Source organism: Carnobacterium gallinarum DSM 4847 (assembly GCF_000744375.1).
Taxonomy (GTDB): Bacteria; Bacillota; Bacilli; order Lactobacillales; family Carnobacteriaceae; genus Carnobacterium; species Carnobacterium gallinarum.
The window spans coordinates 352,298-371,654 of the sequence record NZ_JQLU01000005.1; the positions used below are offsets into that span (position 1 = coordinate 352,298).

The 19,357-nt window shown below is 34.6% G+C and carries 16 protein-coding genes; 5 read left to right on the plus strand and 11 right to left on the minus strand.

Translation table 11 applies throughout. The features are described 5' to 3' along the window. Position 1: 1 nt before the first annotated feature. Together BR43_RS06560 and BR43_RS06565 are read left to right on the plus strand one after the other, a co-directional pair. A complete protein-coding gene (locus BR43_RS06560; protein WP_034560423.1) occupies positions 2 to 637 on the plus strand; it encodes an alpha/beta hydrolase in 636 nt (211 codons plus the stop codon). Continuing rightward, the gene (locus tag BR43_RS06565) at positions 624 to 1,244 is read left to right on the plus strand and encodes a flavin reductase family protein (RefSeq protein WP_034560424.1); all 621 of its coding nucleotides are present in this window, start codon (positions 624 to 626) and stop codon (positions 1,242 to 1,244) included. The genes BR43_RS06560 and BR43_RS06565 overlap by 14 nt, the downstream gene beginning before the upstream one ends. 205 nt (positions 1,245 to 1,449) lie before the next feature. Here the strand turns inward: BR43_RS06565 and BR43_RS06570 are convergent, their stop codons facing one another. The 8 genes from BR43_RS06570 to BR43_RS06605 form a co-directional block, all read right to left on the minus strand. Next, the gene (locus BR43_RS06570) at positions 1,450 to 3,108 is read right to left on the minus strand and encodes a MutS-related protein (RefSeq protein ID WP_034560425.1); all 1,659 of its coding nucleotides are present in this window, start codon (positions 3,106 to 3,108) and stop codon (positions 1,450 to 1,452) included. A gap of 101 nt (positions 3,109 to 3,209) precedes the next feature. Next, a complete protein-coding gene (locus BR43_RS06575; RefSeq protein ID WP_245617831.1) occupies positions 3,210 to 3,980 on the minus strand; it encodes an EAL domain-containing protein in 771 nt (256 codons plus the stop codon). Positions 3,981 to 4,211: 231 nt separating this feature from the next. After that, positions 4,212 to 4,898, minus strand: a complete 687-nt coding sequence (pnuC, locus tag BR43_RS06580; RefSeq protein WP_034560428.1) for a nicotinamide riboside transporter PnuC — start codon at positions 4,896 to 4,898, stop codon at positions 4,212 to 4,214. A gap of 34 nt (positions 4,899 to 4,932) precedes the next feature. Further along, positions 4,933 to 5,931, minus strand: coding sequence for an AAA family ATPase (locus BR43_RS06585; RefSeq protein WP_034560430.1), 999 nt, complete (start codon positions 5,929 to 5,931; stop codon positions 4,933 to 4,935). Positions 5,932 to 5,943: 12 nt separating this feature from the next. Then, positions 5,944 to 7,071, minus strand: a complete 1,128-nt coding sequence (locus BR43_RS06590; RefSeq protein ID WP_034560431.1) for an AAA family ATPase — start codon at positions 7,069 to 7,071, stop codon at positions 5,944 to 5,946. Positions 7,072 to 7,163: 92 nt separating this feature from the next. Beyond that, the gene (locus BR43_RS06595; protein WP_034560432.1) at positions 7,164 to 7,988 is read right to left on the minus strand and encodes an NUDIX domain-containing protein; all 825 of its coding nucleotides are present in this window, start codon (positions 7,986 to 7,988) and stop codon (positions 7,164 to 7,166) included. 210 nt (positions 7,989 to 8,198) lie between these two features. Next, on the minus strand, positions 8,199 to 9,938 hold the full coding sequence (locus tag BR43_RS06600; RefSeq protein ID WP_034560434.1) for an ABC transporter ATP-binding protein: 1,740 nt from the start codon (positions 9,936 to 9,938) through the stop codon (positions 8,199 to 8,201). 286 nt (positions 9,939 to 10,224) lie between these two features. Next, positions 10,225 to 11,526, minus strand: coding sequence for an immunoglobulin-like domain-containing protein (locus tag BR43_RS06605; RefSeq protein WP_034560437.1), 1,302 nt, complete (start codon positions 11,524 to 11,526; stop codon positions 10,225 to 10,227). Between the two features lie 377 nt (positions 11,527 to 11,903). Here BR43_RS06605 and BR43_RS06610 point away from each other — a divergent pair, with 377 nt between their 5' ends. The 3 genes from BR43_RS06610 (at position 11,904) to BR43_RS06620 (ending at position 15,031) form a co-directional block, all read left to right on the plus strand. Further along, on the plus strand, positions 11,904 to 12,746 hold the full coding sequence (locus tag BR43_RS06610) for a pyridoxamine kinase (RefSeq protein ID WP_034560438.1): 843 nt from the start codon (positions 11,904 to 11,906) through the stop codon (positions 12,744 to 12,746). Between the two features lie 21 nt (positions 12,747 to 12,767). Continuing rightward, on the plus strand, positions 12,768 to 13,331 hold the full coding sequence (locus BR43_RS06615; protein WP_034560440.1) for an ECF transporter S component: 564 nt from the start codon (positions 12,768 to 12,770) through the stop codon (positions 13,329 to 13,331). 521 nt (positions 13,332 to 13,852) lie between these two features. Then, positions 13,853 to 15,031, plus strand: a complete 1,179-nt coding sequence (locus tag BR43_RS06620; protein WP_034560441.1) for an RNA-splicing ligase RtcB — start codon at positions 13,853 to 13,855, stop codon at positions 15,029 to 15,031. 84 nt (positions 15,032 to 15,115) lie between these two features. On the opposite strand, the gene BR43_RS06625 is transcribed toward BR43_RS06620, so the two are convergent. The 3 genes from BR43_RS06625 to BR43_RS06635 all read right to left on the minus strand — a co-directional run bounded on the left by BR43_RS06625 (position 15,116) and on the right by BR43_RS06635 (position 19,232). Next, positions 15,116 to 16,393 carry an MFS transporter gene (locus BR43_RS06625; protein ID WP_034560443.1) on the minus strand — a complete coding sequence of 426 codons (1,278 nt, stop codon included), beginning with the start codon at positions 16,391 to 16,393 and terminating at the stop codon, positions 15,116 to 15,118. An 11-nt stretch (positions 16,394 to 16,404) separates the two neighbouring features. Further along, a complete protein-coding gene (locus tag BR43_RS06630; RefSeq protein ID WP_034560444.1) occupies positions 16,405 to 17,697 on the minus strand; it encodes an alkaline phosphatase family protein in 1,293 nt (430 codons plus the stop codon). Positions 17,698 to 17,807: 110 nt separating this feature from the next. Next, the gene (locus BR43_RS06635) at positions 17,808 to 19,232 is read right to left on the minus strand and encodes a DUF92 domain-containing protein (RefSeq protein WP_034564874.1); all 1,425 of its coding nucleotides are present in this window, start codon (positions 19,230 to 19,232) and stop codon (positions 17,808 to 17,810) included. Between the last annotated feature and the right edge of the window lie 125 nt (positions 19,233 to 19,357).

The following is a 19,357-nucleotide window of genomic DNA, read 5'->3' on the forward strand; positions in this document are numbered from 1 at the left end:
GATGGAACATTTCTTTAAATCTGGAACTAATGCTAGTGCACCACCACTATTACTGCTTCATGGTACTGGTGGTGACGAACACTCTTTGATCGATCTTGCTACCGCTCTTTCCCCTGATTCGGCTATTCTTTCTTTAAGAGGACCTCATTCAGAACAAGGAGCAAACCGCTTCTTTCGCCGTTTCGCTGAAGGACAGTTTGATTTAGAAGATTTAGAAATTCAAACAGATCTTCTGTTAGCTACAGTTAAAGAACTTTCATTGAAACATGGACTTGTCTCAGATGATTTAGTTGTTATTGGCTATTCTAATGGAGCTAATATCGCAGCTCATGCGATGTTAGAGCGTGAAAATAGTTTCCAAACAGGCATTCTATTTCATGCAATGTCTTTAGGAAAACATGAAGCTAGTTTTGATTTGACAAATAAAAACGTCTGGTTATCAGCTGGAGTCAATGATCCAATCGTCCCTAAATCAGAATCTGATGCTTTAATTAAGGCATTTGGTAATCGTGGCAGTGTTGTGGAAACATTGTGGACAACTACAGGACATCAATTAACCTACGATGAAGTATTAGCTGCTAAACAATGGTTACAACAAAAACTAGCTGCAAATGGTGAGTCCCATGATTCATTATAATAGTGATGATTTAACAGCAAAACAGCAATATAAATTTTTAAGTGGTAGCATTGTCCCAAGACCAATTGCTTGGATTACAACATTAACCGCTGATGGAAACACTGTAAATCTAGCACCTTTCAGTTTCTTTAGTGGTGTATCAAATGAATTGCCTTTAGTCTCTATTGCCATTATTAGAAAAAATGGCGAATTAAAGGATTCTGCTAGAAATCTACTTGCAACGAAAGAAGCCGTTATTCATATTGTTGACGAAACCTTAGTTGAACAAATGAATCAAACTTCTGCAAATTTACCTGCCGACCAAAGTGAAGCCACCTTAGCTAATCTGACCTTAATTGATAGTCAATCAACTAAAGTTCCTAGCCTTGAAGCAGCCAAAATTCGTTTTGAAGCTAGTTTATATAATCATTTGCCGATTACAAATGAAGCAAATGAAATTATCACAGATTTATTTATTTTAAAAGTAAGTGATTTTTACTTTGCCGATTCAGTTTTCAATTCAGAAAAAGAGTATATTTTAACAAAAGAATTAGCGCCAGTCGCTCGTTTAGCTGGAAATAATTACGCAACGTTAGCTGAAGAATATACGATTGTACGACCTAGTTAAAAAAAATAATGCCTTGAAAAAGTTAGCGATACACGACTAATTTTTTCAAGGCTTTTTGCTTTGTCTATCGATAGTCGTAAAATAAAGGACATTTGGTTGAAATTTGTAAAGAATAGACCAGCCTAAATTGTATGATTAGAATATAGAAGAAACTGCCTGAAATTCATTTTTGCAAATGGAAATTCCAGACAGTTCCTTCCTTCAATTAAAGTACATTCCACTGACTATTCTCAATAAACTGATCCGCTTCATTGTTAGCTAGCTGAATAATTTCAGCAGGATACTCCATTAGTGAAAGCAATTTAATTGCATTTCTAGTAGTTGCAGCGCCTTGATGAACTTGGTAGTCAAAGAAAATATCTTCATCTGTCACAGTTTCTCGGAAATGAACATTGTCGCAATCATTTTTCAGGATTTCCGTTAATTCAATATCATGTGTAGCAATAAAAGCTAGTACATTTTGTTGAGATAGCCAATGAACGATTGCTGCAGATGCTGAGATTCGCTCAATGGTGTTAGTTCCCTTTAATATCTCATCTACAAAACAGAGACATGTTGTTTCTGGACTAATCTGAGAAATCATGCGTTTTAATGATTTTATCTCAGCAATAAAATAACTTTCCCCTGCAAATACGCTATCCTCCACAGCCATAGAAGAAATAACTAATGATGATTTCAACTGAATTTCTTCAGCAAATGCAGTATGGATTGTTTGAGCTGTAATCGTCGATAGCGCAATTGATTTTACATACGTTGATTTCCCAGAAGCATTTGAACCCGTCACTAATGTATTTTTCTGCCAATCAACTGGGTTTGCTACTGGTTTTGATAATAATGGATGGTACACATTTTCTGCTAGAACTTGCGCATGTTGACCAAAAGTTGGAACTGTCCAATAAGGCAATTGTTGTCTAAAACTTGCGACACCACAAGCTGAATCTAAGCGCCCTAGAATTTCCCATAACTCTAACAAAGTTTCTTCTTTTTTTACTAAAACTTTCATCACTCGTTGGTAATTAATAAACGGTAGCAAAAACAGCATATTCAAATATTCTACGATAAAATCTGTTTCTGGCGTTCCTGTTTTTGTTAACACCCCACTGGCACCTTTTTTAGCACCTTTTAACTTATGATAGCAGGCAGTTAACTGGTTTTTCTCAGGAGACTCTATCTTAGATAATTGGCTGGCTGCTTGAATCATACCTGATATATAGTTCAGGGCATTTAATTCTCGCTCCACTTTTTCTTTTTTAGTATAATAGGTAATAATATTGAAAAGTAAACAAGCAACTAAAGCACCTATTCCTAAATAAACATTCACAAACAAGAGAAACAAACTCAAAATAGGCAACACTCCTAGAACATAGTACAGGCTCCCATTTGGCAACTGATAATTACGTGCATTATATAAATAAGCAGCCGTTTGATTATGATCTTTTTTCCCTAGCATGGCCAAATGAAATTGAATTTTTTGACGTTCAGAAGGATTTTCTGTCATAAATGTTGTTAATTTTTCAAATTCAGTTAACTTATCCGTATCCAGCTGAATTTCACGCATCATCCCATATAAGTATTCTGAACCTACACTTGAATACGTTCGATTAACAGCACGATACACCGATTCTAAATCCAAATCATACCAAGTTCCATCGTCTACTATATTTTTAGACGGGTGGTATTTTTGTTTCATTTTCCAATATATCTCCACACTATTTAGTTGATCCACTCCTAATTTCGTCATAGGAGCTTGCCCCCAGCCAGATTTAATCTCATTTTTTAACCGTTCTTTACCAATGAAAGAAAGAATCTGAGTAAATAAAAAAATGCCAAGTATCGATCCAGCAATGTAAATCCCAATAATCATAGTTGTTTCCTCCTATTTTCAAGCCATTCTACCTAGATATCTAAAGCAAAAGACACCTCTTAAAAGCTAAAAGGTGTCTATTTTTATTACATCTATCTTTATTATACTGTAAAAGATAGCCATTTTTCTTTAATTTCACCAAATGAAACTGGTTTTGCAAAATAAAATCCTTGATAAATATCACAATTCAGCCCATCCATATACTCAACTTGCTCCAATGTTTCTACTCCTTCAGCTACAACACGAATCCCTAATTTATGTGCCATCTGAATCACACCATCCACAATTACTTGAACTTTAAGATCTGTCAAAATCTTATTGATGAATAAACGATCCAATTTCATAATATCAATTGGCAAAATATACAAATAGGACAATGAATTAAAACCTCTGCCAAAGTCATCCAAGCTAATTTTAATACCTAATTCTTTCATTTCAGCCAAATTACCCAGGGCTACAGTAAAATCAGGAAACTCACTACGCTCTGTAATCTCAATTTCAAGATTCTCTGGATGAATTAAGTCAAATTTTAGTAAATTCAAAATTCGTTTAATATGGTTCTTACTCACTAATTCACTGGAATTCATGTTAACTGATATGGAAAAATCCAAATTCACTAACTCAGGTGAATTTAAGGCCCTCACAACTTCATGAAAAAGGAAAATTTGCATTCGTTCCATTTCACCAATTGCAAGAACGATATGTAAAAAAGCATCTGGCAGTAACAATTCATCATTAACTTTTAAACGCATTAAAGCTTCAGCACCAATAATTTTTCTGCTTTTATTTTCAAATTTAGGTTGATAATAGAGTACATAGTTTTGTTCTTGAATAGCTAATTTAATTTCAGTTTCACTAATTTTACTTTTCATTGAAGCTTCCCTACTTTCTCTCTCATTTCCTAAACCAATACTTAAGAGTCTATATAATAGCATATACTTATACTAATAAAAACGGTAACAAAGGTCTGGTCCAACTTTCCCCGATGATGTTAGATATTCTTCCCTTGTTACCATTTTAACATAAAATAATGAAAGATAAATAGATATTTATACATTTAAATAACATTTTCACTAATTGTGTCATGGATTTCTGACTAAAAATTAGCGGCTTTCAATCTTCGCCAATCGCAACCAATTATAATAACCATAGCTACTATTAAATAAAAATGCTGTCCACATTGCCACCATACTAGCATTACCAGCGACAATCCAAAGAGCAATTGAGAAAACATTGACAACAATCCATAACAGCCATTGTTCTTTATAACGCCATGTCATTAAAATTTGAGCAACAACACTTAACGACGTAGTAATACTATCTAAATAAGGGCTATTGCTACCAAAATAGGCTAACATACTCCCAAATAAATACCAAGAAACAATAACAGTAACAATTGTTATCACCCATTGTTTTAGACTCAATCCCTTAACCTCAACTACAGAATTATCCTTCTCGACTTTCGTTGTCATATTTTTTCGCCAAACACTAACACCAATTATCTGCATGATAAAATAGAATAAATTTAATAACACTTCTCCATACAAAACATATTCAATACTTAGCAATAAATATAAAGAAATCTGAATAAATCCAAAGAAATAGTTACTAATCTTTCCCTTCGCCACAAACGTCACACATAAAACACCACTAATTCCAGCAATAACTCCCATTAGACTTTCCGGATTAAAATAAAAAACTACTACTTGTAACAACAGCAATAAGCAAATATATATTTTCTCAAAGTTAGTCCATCCACTAAATAATTCGCGCCTTATCTTTTCTACCATCTGTCATCGTCTCCTTTTATTTTGACTATTTTTCTTACAATTGGTCAATAACGTTGCGCGCCTCCATAAAAATCTGATTGGCATCCCCTGTCAAAATTGTGTATTTCTTTTTCGTTGCCTCTAAACGTGTCTTCATTTGTTGATAAATCTCCCAACGCTGACTTTCATAATTACGTGTTCCATCTTGAATGAAATCCAAATCAGGCTGAATTAATAAATAAGCATCGTAACTTTCATCTTCAGCAATTGCATTTAATACAGCCAATTCTTGTGCTTCATACATACTTAACCAGACCTGAGTCACAATCGTTTCTGTATCGATAAACAAATAATTTCTAGCTGTTTTTACTTTCTCCGATTCCTCGGTTTTTTGACGATACGTTAAGGTTCGATAGTCCTCTAAATCAAAAACAGTTCCTAATCCGCCACCATATTCCTCCCATAAAATACGTCCATATTCTTCCACTTTCTCTGTTTGATACCAGTGGGCTAATTTTCTAGTTAACGTTGTCTTCCCGCTACTTTCTGCACCTAAAATCGCTACTCGTTTGACAAAATAAGGACGAACTTCAGCAGGCAGCAGATCCCAAGACTCCTTAATCCCTCTTTCTAAAATAGCCGTTACTGAATTCCCACTAGCCCTTTCCAATGTTTCAATCTGACATCCTGGATAAAGCAGCTTAAAATAGGCTTCATAACTTGATTCTCCACTAAAAATATGAGTAATCGGACCTGTTAGTGCTAGCATTTCTTGACTACTCTTCTTCCAATCCTCATAGTCAAAAGTATTAGGACTTGGCAATGAGAATACCGTTATATGCTCTAAATCCTTAGTAATCATACGCCACCATCGCTCCCTTAAAACAGGAGTAATTGACTTTATTCCAGCCTTTTGATAACGCATAGCTTCAAATTCTTCATCATATAAAATCACAATATAAAGATGATCTACCATAGAATAGGCTTCTAACATACTCTTTACATGTCCTTGATGAACTAGATTAAACTTTCCTGGAAATAATCCTACTTTCATCTCTTCACATCCTCAATTCAAATTTAATTGATACTTATCATAAACATACTGTTTAATTGTTTTACGTGCAAATTGATAACGGTCATAAAAACCTTCTGAATCTGTGGTATCATTGCCAGTTTGATCCAATAAAACCACCTTATCTAGCAGTTGATTGCGCTCAATTTCATCCATAAATAATTGATGCATTTGCCACCGACTTGTGTCGTCAGCATAACTCATATCTCGAAAGGTATCATTGACATACTTTGTAATCGGTGGAATCACAAAGATGATATCCCATTGTTGCTTCGCAATTAATAAATCAAAGCTTGGTGCTAGTTGTTGATATTCCTTTTGATTACAATAATATTTTGTATAGACTTTCGTAACCATTACATCGGTATCTGCAAAAACTAATCCATTATTTTCCTGACTCATAATCGCATTTTTATTTTGCTCAAACTGCCCTGCTCCCATATAGTTAAAGTCATTAATCGTTAATTCTTCATCTCGCACATTGTAATGTTCTTCATAACGTCTCGCATATTCATCCGTATACGGACTGCCAAAACTTAAGGCCAAATCTTGAACTAAAGTTGATTTCCCACCACTTGCTGATCCCATTACTAAAATATTAGTTGAAAAAACCCGACGAAATGGAAAAGCAATATAATTCCAATATTTCATTGGATTCTGTCTGATTTTTGTTCCAGAGATTGGGACAGTTGAGCGATCTACCAATACAACCTGATCCTTTGTACGTGCGGTTAATTCAGCTGCATACTCTTTCTCTCCAACATACCAGGTCATAGTTTCAGGAACGTCGCGGGTAGCTTCCTTAATTTTTAGTTGAACTCCGGCTAACCACTCTGACCAACCATTTGGGTACTCTGGCATGTGGGTTTCATCCAAATAAGTGACAAAAATATTCTCATCCTTAGCAAATAATTCCCGCATATAACGAAATCGTTTTATTAAAGTTAAGCCAACTTCTGTCCCACGATCATTCTCTTTTCCACAAACAACGACAATACAAGCTTCATTTTCTCTTTTGCCTCGTATAATCATCTCCATATGACCTAAATGACATGGAGCAAACGTACCAAATACGATTCCAATTTTTTTCCCATTAAGTGTATTTTTGCTTAATTTACTCATTTTAGTTAACTCCTGTTCTATAAAAGTATTTTTTACCTTTATTTTTCTGTAATAAAACTGAGAGCTTTTCTCTCAGCTAAGGATGTATCCTATTATTTTAAGTAAGGAATATTTAGCGCATAGAATTTTGAAGGTCGTCCTACGCCAGTTGGTCGTTCATCTACTTCCTTCACAAATTTCAATAAATCTTTCTTAAAATTTGAGTGGTCAATCGTACGATAATCAACACCTAAAAATTTTGAAAAAACTTTGCGGGCTTCTGTAATTGTAAAGCTTTCACCAAGCACAGTTAAAACACGAGGCTGATAATACATTTTACCAATAATCCGATTAAAAGCTGTACTAATGATTTTCACATGGTCAAAGGCTAAACGTTCTGGACTTTCATCTAGCATCTCTTCTTTTTTTATATCCACTTGAATCTCAATATCATCAGCACTTAAGCATAATTGATCGCCTTTAAGTTGAATATTAAACCACTTCACATCACTGGCATCATCACCAGCAGTTAATGCTTCTTGATTCAGAAAAGCCAGATAGCTTGTTGTAATCACCCATCCTCGAGGGTCACGGTTTGGTGTGCTAAATGTATAAAGTTGTTCTATATTCAATTCCGTTAATTCCACGCCAGTTTCTTCTTTTGTTTCACGTAAACAACTTTCACCTGTTGATTCACTCGGATTCACAAAACCACCTGGAAGTGCCCATGAATCTTTAAAAGGATGAGCCTTACGCTTGATTAAGAGCATCTTCATCTGATCTTCTTCACGATTGTAAGAAAACATAACATTATCAATCGTAACAGATGGTGTTTCATATTTTGGCAAATCCTGTGACTTATACCATTTGATAAAATCCGCTTCACTTGCTTCTGTTTCATAATATTTTTTTTCTGCTTGAGCATTTTCAAATTGCATTTCGTTCACCTCTTGAATTAATAAAAGTATTTTTTACCTTTATTCTTTTTTTTTAACTATAACACCTATATTTATATCTGTCAAACATTTTCATAAAATGCTCAAGTTACTATCTATATTCTATAAGAACTACTAAAAAAGTAAAGGTTTTTCTTTTGCAAAAGAAAAAGCCTCTTCAAAAATCCATTTGAAAAGGCATTCTCCTAATATTTAAGCTAATTGATGTTCTACAAAACTACGATATAATTCATGATTGGCAACCAACTCCTTATGAGTTCCCATACCAGTAATCTCACCATGCTCAATAAAAATAATCTTATCTGCATGAACAATTGTTGATAAACGATGAGCGATAATAAAGGTTGTCCGCCCTTCCATTAAATTACTTAATGCTTGTTGTACCACACCTTCTGATTGACTATCCAAGCTAGCAGTTGCTTCATCTAACATTAAAATCTTAGGATCTCGTAAAAAAGCACGTGCAATTGAAATTCGTTGACGTTGACCTCCAGAGAGCTTCATCCCACGCTCGCCTACATCGGTTTCCAAACCACTAGGCAATTCACGAATAAATTTATCTGCATACGCTTGTTTCGCTACTGCCCACAGTTGATCTTCAGAGATTTCCAGATCCAATCCATAAATCAGATTCTCACGGATTGTTCCTGAAAACATCGCACTTTCTTGCGAAACATAACCAATCTGACGACGCCAAGAAGAAAGAGAAATATCTGTTAAAGGAGTATCTCCAATAACGATCTGTCCTTTTTGTGCAGTATAGTAACGTTCTAATAAAGAGAACATGGTTGTTTTTCCAGAACCACTAGGACCTGCAAAAGCAATTACTTCTCCAGGATTTGTTTCAAAATTAATATTTTTTAAGATTGGCTCCGTTTCAATGTAATCAAAAGAAACATCCTTCACCTGAATCTTTTGTCCAACAACATCATAGTCCAATCCTTTAGCTAAATCTTCACTTTCCATCGCTAAAATATCACTAATTCGCTCTGTTGCCCCTTTTGCTTTTTGCAATTGAGTAAAGAAAGTAACAAATGACGTCACAGGAAAAATAATTTGGAATAAATACAATAAAAAAGCAAACAAAGTTCCCGTTGACAAGCTACCTTCTTGAACCCGAATCCCACCATAAACAATAATAGCCACAATAAGTGACATCATTACTAAGAAAATAAGCGGACCTAAAATAGCAAACAAACGTGCTTCTTTTAAGCCGAATTTAAAAAGACGATGAATTCCGTCCTTCCCTTTTTTGATTTCTGTTTCTTCTCCATTAGAAGATTTCATTAAACGGATCTCTGATAAAGTTTGACTAACAATTCCCGTAAAATCTGCAGTTTCATTTTGAGTTGCTTTGGAAATCTTAGCCATTCTAGAACCTAATGGCGCCACAAATATTCCCGCTAAAGGAACAGCTATCAGCATAACCAAGGTCATCTTCCAGTCCATAATCATCAAAATCGTCACCGCACCAATAATTGAAATAATCCCATTAATGAATTGAGGAAAATGTTGTGTAATCAATTCCTTCACTAAGGTAGTATCGTTAATCAGACGGCTTACAATTTCACCTGTTTTAGTTTCATCAAAGTACGCTACAGGCAGATGTAATAATTTTTTCCAGACCTTTTCTCGTAAACTTGCTACTGTTTTTTGTCCCATATAGCTAAGCATATAGGTTGATATTCCATCAGCCAGGGCCTGAAAAAGAAATGCTGCTACGATCCCAGCAATCATTAACCCACTTAATGAAGCAAAGGAAAAATCATCAATTAAATTCTTAGTAAACAAAGGAACAAGAAGTCCAATAATTGTAGTTATCAAGCTGAATAGTAGTGCAATGAAGATAAAAATCTTCTTAGGTTTCGTATCATTTAATAGTTGGAAAAAAGTTTTCCATGAAGTCTTTTTATTTGTTTCGATTATCCTCACGTCCTTGCTTAATTTTATCTTTACATTATAGCCTGTATTTACTATTTCTCCTAGCTAATTTCAGTAAAATCATCCTTAAGTAGGAGTCCTTCTTAATTGATAAACTTTTTACTTCTATTTGTAAAGCCTATGTATCAACAACTTACTTTTTACTTTTTTTCTATTCCTAAAATAATTGGAAATTTAGAAATTGAAAAAAAACTTCTGAAGATTAGTTGAATCCTAATGCTTACTTTAGGACACACTCTATCATCAAAAGTTTTTTTAACTTATCTTCTAGACTCAATTAACTAACTGCCTCATAAACCCAGTTAATTGCATCATCTTCACAAGTTTGGAAAGTAACCCGTTCACCGCCACCTGTTCCAATCATTCTTTCCCAGTAATTCACCTGATCACGGACACCTATTGCATAATCATCTACTTCAAAAATACGATTAACAGTATAAACTGTTGGTACTCCATTGCCATCTGTAATCGTCACTTGACTACCTATACCTAAGTTAAATAACGTACTAAAAACCCCGGGACTATGACCAATAAGATGAGTATTTAGACCATCCGTCCCTGATTGAATAGAGGCTCCGCCCCATGTAGATGCAACTGGGTTACTATCAATAATGGCTTGGCCATTACCTTGACCACCATTTTGATAAGAAATTGTCGCACCGGCCATATAGATTGTCATAGGTGCATGCTCTGGTAATTGCGTTGATGGAGAAGTGGTTGATCCTTCCGTAACAACTGGGGGTTTCTCATCACTAACTGCTATGTTACTTGGTTCTACTAGTTTCACTATAGGATTAGTTTCAACAACTAGTGGCGCCACAACTATAATCTTTCTAACTTTTTCAGTTTTATTTCCCGATTTATCTACAACATCATAGATCAAAGAATAGGTACCCACTCGTTTAGTATCCACCCTACCATCCACCGTAATTCTTTGCGTTATATTCCCATCCACTGTATCAGTCGCTAGCACATTCAGCATTGGATCAAATCCATCTCCAACAGTGAGTTTTTTATCTACTGTATCAATGGTCGGCTTCGTTGTGTCTTGAATAATAAAATCAATTTTTTTCTTAGCTTTATTTCCCGAATAGTCATTTGCTTCAACAGTTAGTGATTGCCTACCAACTTTTTTCGTATTAATATTTTTAAACTTCATCATACTTGTCAAATCACCATCTACATTATCTAGAACAGTAACATAATCTATGAATTGAAAATCTGAACCTGCTTCAATTGTTTTTTCATTGGTAATTATTTCTGGAGCCTTTTGATCAAGTACTTCAACATATATTTTCTTATTAAAACGATTATCCTGATTTGTCGTCAACTCTAATGTTAATGGATACACACCAAATTCCTCAGAATTAACCTCACCATTGAGAATAACAACACGTTTAATCTCTTGATTTTTCAATTGTTTTTTTATTTGTTCTTCAGTTATTTTCTGACCATAGGATAATGGAATGGAACGAATTTCAATGGTTGGTTGTCTTTCTTCTGAATAAGCTGCAAACCCAGTTCCTAAAATTGCTACACCACCTAAAATAGATAACATTAATTTTTTGTGTGTGTACATTTTATCCCAACTTTCTACCAATTAATAAAATAACGATAATAATTAATTAATACATGTATTCCTCACTCTATACTCCATTAAAACATATGCGTCTTCATAATTACATACTATAATAAAATAACTATAAAACTAAAGAAAAAAGCACTAAAAACATAATTAAATTCATTATAAAATCTAATTAAAAAAATATAACAATCACAATATCACGAATTTTAAATAACAAATCTCTTTTTATCATTATTTTTAAATCGTGAAATAACCTACAAAAATATATATTCCCTTTATTTATTCACCTTAATAAAATAACACGTTAATGCATTTTTAATCATCTTTAACTAGATCTCATGTTATACTATTACAATGAAAGGGTGAAAAAAATGCAAAAAAAAGTATTAGCAGTTCATGACCTATCGGGAATTGGAAAAGTGGCTTTAACTGTCACATTACCGATTCTATCTATCTTAAAAATTGAATCCTGCGTATTGCCAACTGCTTTATTATCAACACATACTGGTGGACTTGGGCAAAATACCTACCTAGACTTAACCGACGAAATGAAAAAAATCATTCATCATTGGGAAACATTAAACATGCGCTTTGATGGAATCTATACTGGTTACCTAGGAAATCCGAAACAAATCGACTTAGTCTTAGAAGCTATCGATCAAATGCAAGGCTCTGATTGTCCGATTATTATCGATCCTGTTATGGCTGACTCTGGTAAACTTTATCGTGGATTTGCTGTAGATTATCCAGAACAAATGAAACGCCTGTGCCAAAAAGCTACGATTATTATGCCGAATTTAACTGAAGCTAGCTTGTTATTAAATGAACCTTATGTTGAAGGTCCTTATACAAAAGGATACATCGAAGGACTCATGAGAAAATTAAGTCAATTAGGTCCCAAAAACATAATCCTAACTGGCGTTTATTTTGATGAATCTGAAATTGGCGCAGCCTCTTATGATCGTCAAACAGATGAAATTCAGTATGTCTTAAATCAAAAATTCCCTGGGCATTACTTTGGAACTGGCGATATTCTTGCTAGTATTGTGACTGGATTAACTTTATCAAATGTGGCTTTGCATGAAGCTACTAAAGTTGCCGTTGATTTTGTTGGAGCAGCTATCCAACAAACCATTACCGATGAAAAAGATCCAAAATTCGGCGTAAGCTTTGAAGGAGAATTACCCTCATTATTGCCTTATATTCTCAATTAAATAGTAAAAAGGAGTCTGATTATGTCAAATTCAGAACGTTCAAAAACCTATGATTTAGTTTTAGCTGGTTTATTTGCTGCTATTACTTTTTTAGGTGTTCAAGTCTTTAGAATCCAATTACCCGCTGCTGTTGGAGCACCATTTATTCACTTTGGAAATGCTTTAGTTGTTTTATCTGTTCTCATGTTAGGTTTTAAATACGGAGCACTTGCTGGAGCAATGGGATTAGGGATTTTCGATATGCTAAATGGCTATGCTAGTTTTGCGATTTTCACTATTACAGAAGCGATTATTGTGGCTGCTGTTGTATCTATTTTATTTAATTTATTAGGTCGCAATGATAAAAAAGTCTCAACGATTATTGTTGTCGCCATTGCTGCCGGAGTAACTAAAATTATCGAATCCTACGTAGAAGGAATTATTGTTTCCTTGATTGCTGGTACTAGCTTTAAAGTTGCTTCAATTGCTTCATTCGCTAGCTTATATGTAACTGTTATTAACTCAATTTCAACTGTGATTCTCGTTTCATTGCTTTACTATCCAATGAAAAAAATTATGGAACGTAGTCTAAATCGTTCACTTTAAAAAATAGTTCATTTTGCTAAGAATTCTCGTAACATCTTAGTCAAATGAACTATTTTTTTATTGCTTAATTTCCGCTAAAAAACGAACATTCAAAAAAAGCTCTTGCTAATAAAAATAAGGCATGCTATACTTCTTCTCGAGTCATCAAAACTAAACTGAAAGGAGCAGACATCATGAAAACTACCGTTAGCAGATTACAATATGATTCTACAAAGCAAGCAAGATTTGATTTATGTTTAGAATTAAAAGAACGACTTATTTGTCCTGTAGGCAGCAGATTTTCCACTGGTGTCATCAGCTCTTAACAAATAAATTGTATTTAAATTCATTTAAAACAGTCCATCAATCTCTTGGTTGATGGGCTTTTTATTTTGCTTAAAATAGCAGATTCAGTTTAAACATGAATAAAGGAGGAACAATTATGATTGAAAAAATGAAGACAACCAGAGGACTACAAAACCAGTAGGAGAAATTATACTCTGTCATTTCTCCTAACTTTAAGGAAAAGTTGAGGATTAGAAATGTTAACATTAAAAGGAAAATATAACGAAGCAATCGTTTATACGGATATGCTTGATGATAGCACCATTGGACAAATTATTTCACTTTGCAATCAAGAAGTAGCTAAAAATAGCAACATTCGGATTATGCCTGATACCCACAGCGGAAAAGGCTGTGTAATTGGAACAAGTATGACTATCCAAGATCGAATTGTTCCCAATTTAGTTGGAGTAGATATTGGTTGTGGGCTCTATGTCGTTAAGCTAAAACCCGGTCGTTTAAAATTAAATTTTGATAAGTTAGATCAATTGATTCGGAATCGAATTCCAAATGGGCAAGGCAGTCATGATAAAGCCGCGCATCATTTTGAACTAGGAAATCTACATGCGCCAATCCATAAAGGTTGGGCGTTACGTAGTATTGCGACTCTTGGTGGAGGAAACCACTTTATTGAAGTCAATCAAGGTGCAGATGGCATCTATTTGGTTATTCATAGTGGAAGTCGAAATCTTGGCAAAGAAGTTGCTGAGTACCATCAAGAAATAGCCTATCAAAAATTAGATATCCAACGAAAAGAGTTAAAGCTTGCTGTTAAATCTGAGATAAAGCGCGGAAACCTACAAGAAGCAACTTCTTTAGACGAGTTACGTGAAATTATTAAGGTTCCCTACGAACTTTCCTATGTGAGTGGCATAGATTTTACTAACTACTTAAATGATATGAGAATCGCTCAAGACTATGCTGCCTTAAATCGAAAACTCATGGCTCAGACTATTTTGAAAGGCATGAAATGGGATAAATTTGTCCTAGATTCATTTGATTGTGTGCATAATTATATCGATCTAGATTCTTTTATGCTTCGTAAAGGTGCCACTTCTGCACAAAAAGGCGAAGCGATTATTGTTCCGTTAAATATGCGAGATGGCAGCATATTAGCAACAGGAAAAGGCAATCCTAATTGGAATTACTCAGCTCCTCATGGGGCCGGACGTATCTTAAGTCGTTCCAAAGCAAAAGCCCAGATTAGTTTGGAAAGTTATCAAAAAACGATGTGCCATGTTTGGACTTCCTCTGTCTCTAAAAAGACTATTGATGAAGCACCAGCTGCCTATAAACCCGCTAAACAATTGCAACAAGACGTTATTGATACAATGGATATTCAAGAGATTATTAAACCGTTATATAATTTTAAAGGCTAACTAAAAAGAGTTTGATAAAAACTAAAAATAGTTTTTATCAAACTCTTTTACTACATAAAGATTGGTAATAGCAGTCTCTGTTAGTTAATTTTCAATTTTATGGTCCACTTTTACAAAAAATAGTAAAATACCACCTACAACAAACAAAACAATTAACGAGAAGACTCCATCCCTAGCGTGTCCTGTTATTTGCGTTGTAATCGCCACTAATACTGGTCCGATTACCGCAGCGAATTTGCCAAAGATATTATAAAAACCAAAGAATTCATTGGCACTTTCAACTGGAATTAGTTGGGCGAATAACGAACGGCTTAGTGACTGAATTCCACCTTGCGCCGTTCCTACCAATGTAGCCAAGACAATAAACTTAATCAAGCTATCTAGCTGGATTGCAAAAATACAGATAGCTACATAGGTTACGATTCCAAAGAAAATCATCGTTTTATTGCCAAAACGCTTCGCTAACACACCATACAGAATAGAAAACGGAAATGCCACAATTTGAACAACTAACATAATCACAATTAAATTATTAGATGTCAATCCAATATCTGTTCCAAAAGTCATTGCCATTGTAATAATGGTTCCAACTCCATCAATATAAAAGAAATAGGCTGCTAAAAATAGAAAAACATTGCGATGTTGACGAATATTCTTCACTGTTTGCCATAAACGTCCAAAACTATTAGCAATAATTCGTGGTTGTTTATCAATATACGTTGTTTGACGAACATCCTTCCAATATGGAATTGTGAAGATAAACCACCAAAGAGCCGTTGCAATAAAAGCTCCCTTCGTCAAAGTTCCTGTTGAAATTGGTAACACTTGAGTTAATTGCAAGATAATAAAAATTAAAAAAGGAATCGTACTTCCTATATATCCCCAACCAAATCCAGCACTAGAAACTCGATCCATCCGTCCACCTGTTGTGACATCCATTAATGACGCATCATAAAAAATATTTGAAGCTGAAAACCCGATTGCTGATAAAATATAAATGAATAAAAGCAATTGCCAATTGGAATCTGGAATAAAGGCAAAACTAAATGTTGCTACAACACCTAAACCTGTAGCAATCGTAAATAATGGATTGCGGTAACCTTTGTAGTCTGCAATTGCCCCTAATAATGGCGCTAAAATCGAAACAACTAGAGTTGCTAAGGAATTTGCATATCCCCAATATGCTGTTGAAGTTGCATCAGATAAGCCCCCATTTTCAGCAACTGACTTAAAAAACAAAGGAAATACGACGGTGGTAATCATAACTGAATACGCAGAATTTGCCCAATCTTGCGCAATCCAACTACGTTCCAATTTAGTATAACGAAATCTAGATGTTTTTAACTTTTTAGTTTGCTCCATCTTGTTGCCCCCTAATTGTCTAAGCTTGTTTCAGCTTGAAATAATTCTGTTAAAACATGACCATCTGTTGACTGCGGGTAACTTAAACCAAGTGCATGTAAGAATGTTGGTCCTTCATCGACTAAACGAGCATGCTCTAATCGGGCCTCTGAATTAATTCCGGGTCCACTAATAAAGAGCGTCGTTGCATAGTTGGCTTTTTTAGGACTAAAGCCATGCGTTCCTTTGTGTAACTTAGGATTATCACTAACTTTCTCAAATAAGGGACCATCTAGCCCACTTTCAAAATAATAGCCAGCTTTTGCTTCAATCAGGAAGCTGCATTTCTCATCTGCCCCCATTTCTTTTGCTTCTTTACTTGTATAAATAAAGTCAATTTCTGCTGAATAGGCACTTAAAACAGATTTTATTTGCACTAAATCAACATCTGATTGTGTATAAATATAACAGGCTCCATCTGCACCTTTTGCAATGACCTGCCAATTAGTAATTTGATTCTTACTGTTTACAGTTAACCAGCCTTGCTCTTTAAAAACTTGATTCAAACGAATAACAGTATGAACATCTAGCTGATAATGATCACCTAAAATAGCAATGACAGTTTCTTCAAAAATCTCCATTCTTTCCATTGCAGCAATCATCTGACCTAAATGATCATCCATCCGTTGAATCGCAGCCTGTGTTTCTGGAGTGTTGACACCAAATTCATGCCTCATACTATCCAAATCAACCAAATGAACCGCAAATAAATCAGGGTTCTTCGTTTCAATTGTATCAACCATTGAAGCGGTAATAAAATGATCCAATTCAGGCTGCTGAATTCCTTTTCGTAATTTTCCGTATTTATTGTTTAAGTCAAAAATGTATTTAGGACTTGATGACCATAAAGAAACACCAAGTTGAGTTTTCCATGGACGATTTGGAAATATTTCAGTAAAATTCCATTTAATGGCTTTACTTCCACCAGTAACCGGCCATAATAAGCTCGCAATTTGATACCCATTTTCAGCAGCAATATCGAATAAGGTAGGAACGTTGATATCCTTAGCATACCAATGCCAATCTGGTGATTCTCGCTTAGGTTGTAACAAGGTATTATTGATAATTCCATGTTTATTTGGATATACCCCAGTAACAATGGAAGTATGAGCCATGTACGTAAGAGAAGGATATACAGTTTCTACTTCCCTTACTTGCGCACTTCTCGCTAAAAGACGTTTGAAATTAGGCAATTCTTTTGCATAGGCTAAGTCTTGACTACCAAAAGCATCTAGCGAAATAATGTACAATCTTTGTTTTTTCATAATTTGTCCTCTCTTGCTGAATTCATTTCAATGACTACCTTCATTATTGCATAGCACCTAGTGATTCATTGTGTTATTTGTGTAAAGAATATTCTGATTGCGAACAACTACTAATTTAATAGAAAGAAGACGATTAAACTACTGCAAATCACACTGATAAAGTTTACTCCATCATTTGTGATAAACCTAAAGCCAGAAGCTAATTCCAATGGACTACCTGCTACCTGAGATTGTTCTGTTAACCCTTCATTTAACGTATATTTCGCTTGAAGAGTGCTTCCCAAAAAACTATCCAATAAAGTTCCAAAAAAACCGCCGCCAATCACTATTCCAATTACGCTTAGCGGATAACTTCCTAAAGCAAGTAACCCAATTAAAATTGAACCAATTAAACCACTAACTAAACCCAACTTACTAACTCCACCTGATAATCCCTTCGCTAACGGCTTTAAAGTCAAAATCGAATAAGGATTTTTCCCACTTAACATACCAATTTCTGAAGAAAAAGTATCCGCATTAGCTGCGGCAAAACTAGTTAACGCGGCTAATTGAAATGCTTTATTTTTCGTCATAAAAAATAGAAGAGCAAAAATAAAAGCAGGAAAACCATTTGCCAGTACTTGTGTTGATCCTCTTGTTCCCTCACGTTCATGAAGGCTAGCCGCCTGAGCTTTTCTTTGTCTGCCAACCTTACTGATACCGCTACCTAATATAGCAAAAATAATCATTGCTGTATAAATTAGCCAGCCACTTAATACATACAAACTAGTTCCTAATAAAAAAGCGGTCCAACATGATTTTACTGTTAAAGCGCCAACTAACCAAGCAAAAAATAAAATACTAATGGTCAAAGTAACAATCAAAATCAGTCCTAATTGCGAAGGCTGAAGGCTAAACAAATAAAATAGTCCACTAATTCCCAGAGGCAGACTTAGATTATCTAAACCATTTGGGGTTAACAGTTCCAAAAGAGTGCCAACGATACCGCAAATCAAGCCGACTAATAAGCTATTCACCGGAAGATAAAAATATGCTACAATCATCGTTACTAAATAGATAAATAAAAAACCCGTCACTGTGCCTTCTAATGATTTATTTCCGAATTTTGCTGGATAAGTAACATTCCCCCAATGACTGCCAATCACCGCCGCAAAACCATCGCCGTAAGTCATTGCTAAAATACCACTTAATGCCAAATAAGGTTGATCTAAAGAAAATGCCAGTACCGTTAAAATAAATAATGAAACAGCATACCAAACCGTTCCCAATGAATGATCATCTCTGCGTTCCATTGCTTTAAACGTTGATTTCTGATAAGAAATAAAATTCAAAACGATAAAACACAGTGGAACAATCCCTGCCCAAAAAGCTGTATCAAAAAAGTACAATGCGATAAAAATCCAATTCCCAACTAAAATATGAATGGCCTTTCGAGCAAATTCTTCGCTTAAATGTACTATTTTTTGAAGAAAAGTAACCATTAATAAAATAAAAAATACATAGCCAAACGAGACTAAAATACCAATTAAATTCATAGTCAATTTTGTGATGCCCCTTTCCACTCTCCAATAGTATACCATAGGTAAAACTTGAATTTCCTAAGTATGCTTGCTCATTTTCATTAGAAATTAACTAAAAAAAGAAACTACAGTTTTAGGGA

Bases quoted from the DNA above. Each gene is read 5' to 3' on its own strand.
- BR43_RS06560 (WP_034560423.1), top strand. From the start codon at position 2: ATGGAACATTTCTTTAAATCTGGAACTAATGCTAGTGCACCACCACTA.
- BR43_RS06565 (WP_034560424.1), top strand. From the start codon at position 624: ATGATTCATTATAATAGTGATGATTTAACAGCAAAACAGCAATATAAA.
- BR43_RS06570 (WP_034560425.1), bottom strand. From the start codon at position 3,108: ATGATTATTGGGATTTACATTGCTGGATCGATACTTGGCATTTTTTTA.
- BR43_RS06575 (WP_245617831.1), bottom strand. From the start codon at position 3,980: ATGAAAAGTAAAATTAGTGAAACTGAAATTAAATTAGCTATTCAAGAA.
- pnuC (WP_034560428.1), bottom strand. From the start codon at position 4,898: ATGGTAGAAAAGATAAGGCGCGAATTATTTAGTGGATGGACTAACTTT.
- BR43_RS06585 (WP_034560430.1), bottom strand. From the start codon at position 5,931: ATGAAAGTAGGATTATTTCCAGGAAAGTTTAATCTAGTTCATCAAGGA.
- BR43_RS06590 (WP_034560431.1), bottom strand. From the start codon at position 7,071: ATGAGTAAATTAAGCAAAAATACACTTAATGGGAAAAAAATTGGAATC.
- BR43_RS06595 (WP_034560432.1), bottom strand. From the start codon at position 7,988: ATGCAATTTGAAAATGCTCAAGCAGAAAAAAAATATTATGAAACAGAA.
- BR43_RS06605 (WP_034560437.1), bottom strand. From the start codon at position 11,526: ATGTACACACACAAAAAATTAATGTTATCTATTTTAGGTGGTGTAGCA.
- BR43_RS06610 (WP_034560438.1), top strand. From the start codon at position 11,904: ATGCAAAAAAAAGTATTAGCAGTTCATGACCTATCGGGAATTGGAAAA.
- BR43_RS06615 (WP_034560440.1), top strand. From the start codon at position 12,768: ATGTCAAATTCAGAACGTTCAAAAACCTATGATTTAGTTTTAGCTGGT.
- BR43_RS06620 (WP_034560441.1), top strand. From the start codon at position 13,853: ATGTTAACATTAAAAGGAAAATATAACGAAGCAATCGTTTATACGGAT.
- BR43_RS06625 (WP_034560443.1), bottom strand. From the start codon at position 16,393: ATGGAGCAAACTAAAAAGTTAAAAACATCTAGATTTCGTTATACTAAA.
- BR43_RS06630 (WP_034560444.1), bottom strand. From the start codon at position 17,697: ATGAAAAAACAAAGATTGTACATTATTTCGCTAGATGCTTTTGGTAGT.
- BR43_RS06635 (WP_034564874.1), bottom strand. From the start codon at position 19,232: ATGAATTTAATTGGTATTTTAGTCTCGTTTGGCTATGTATTTTTTATT.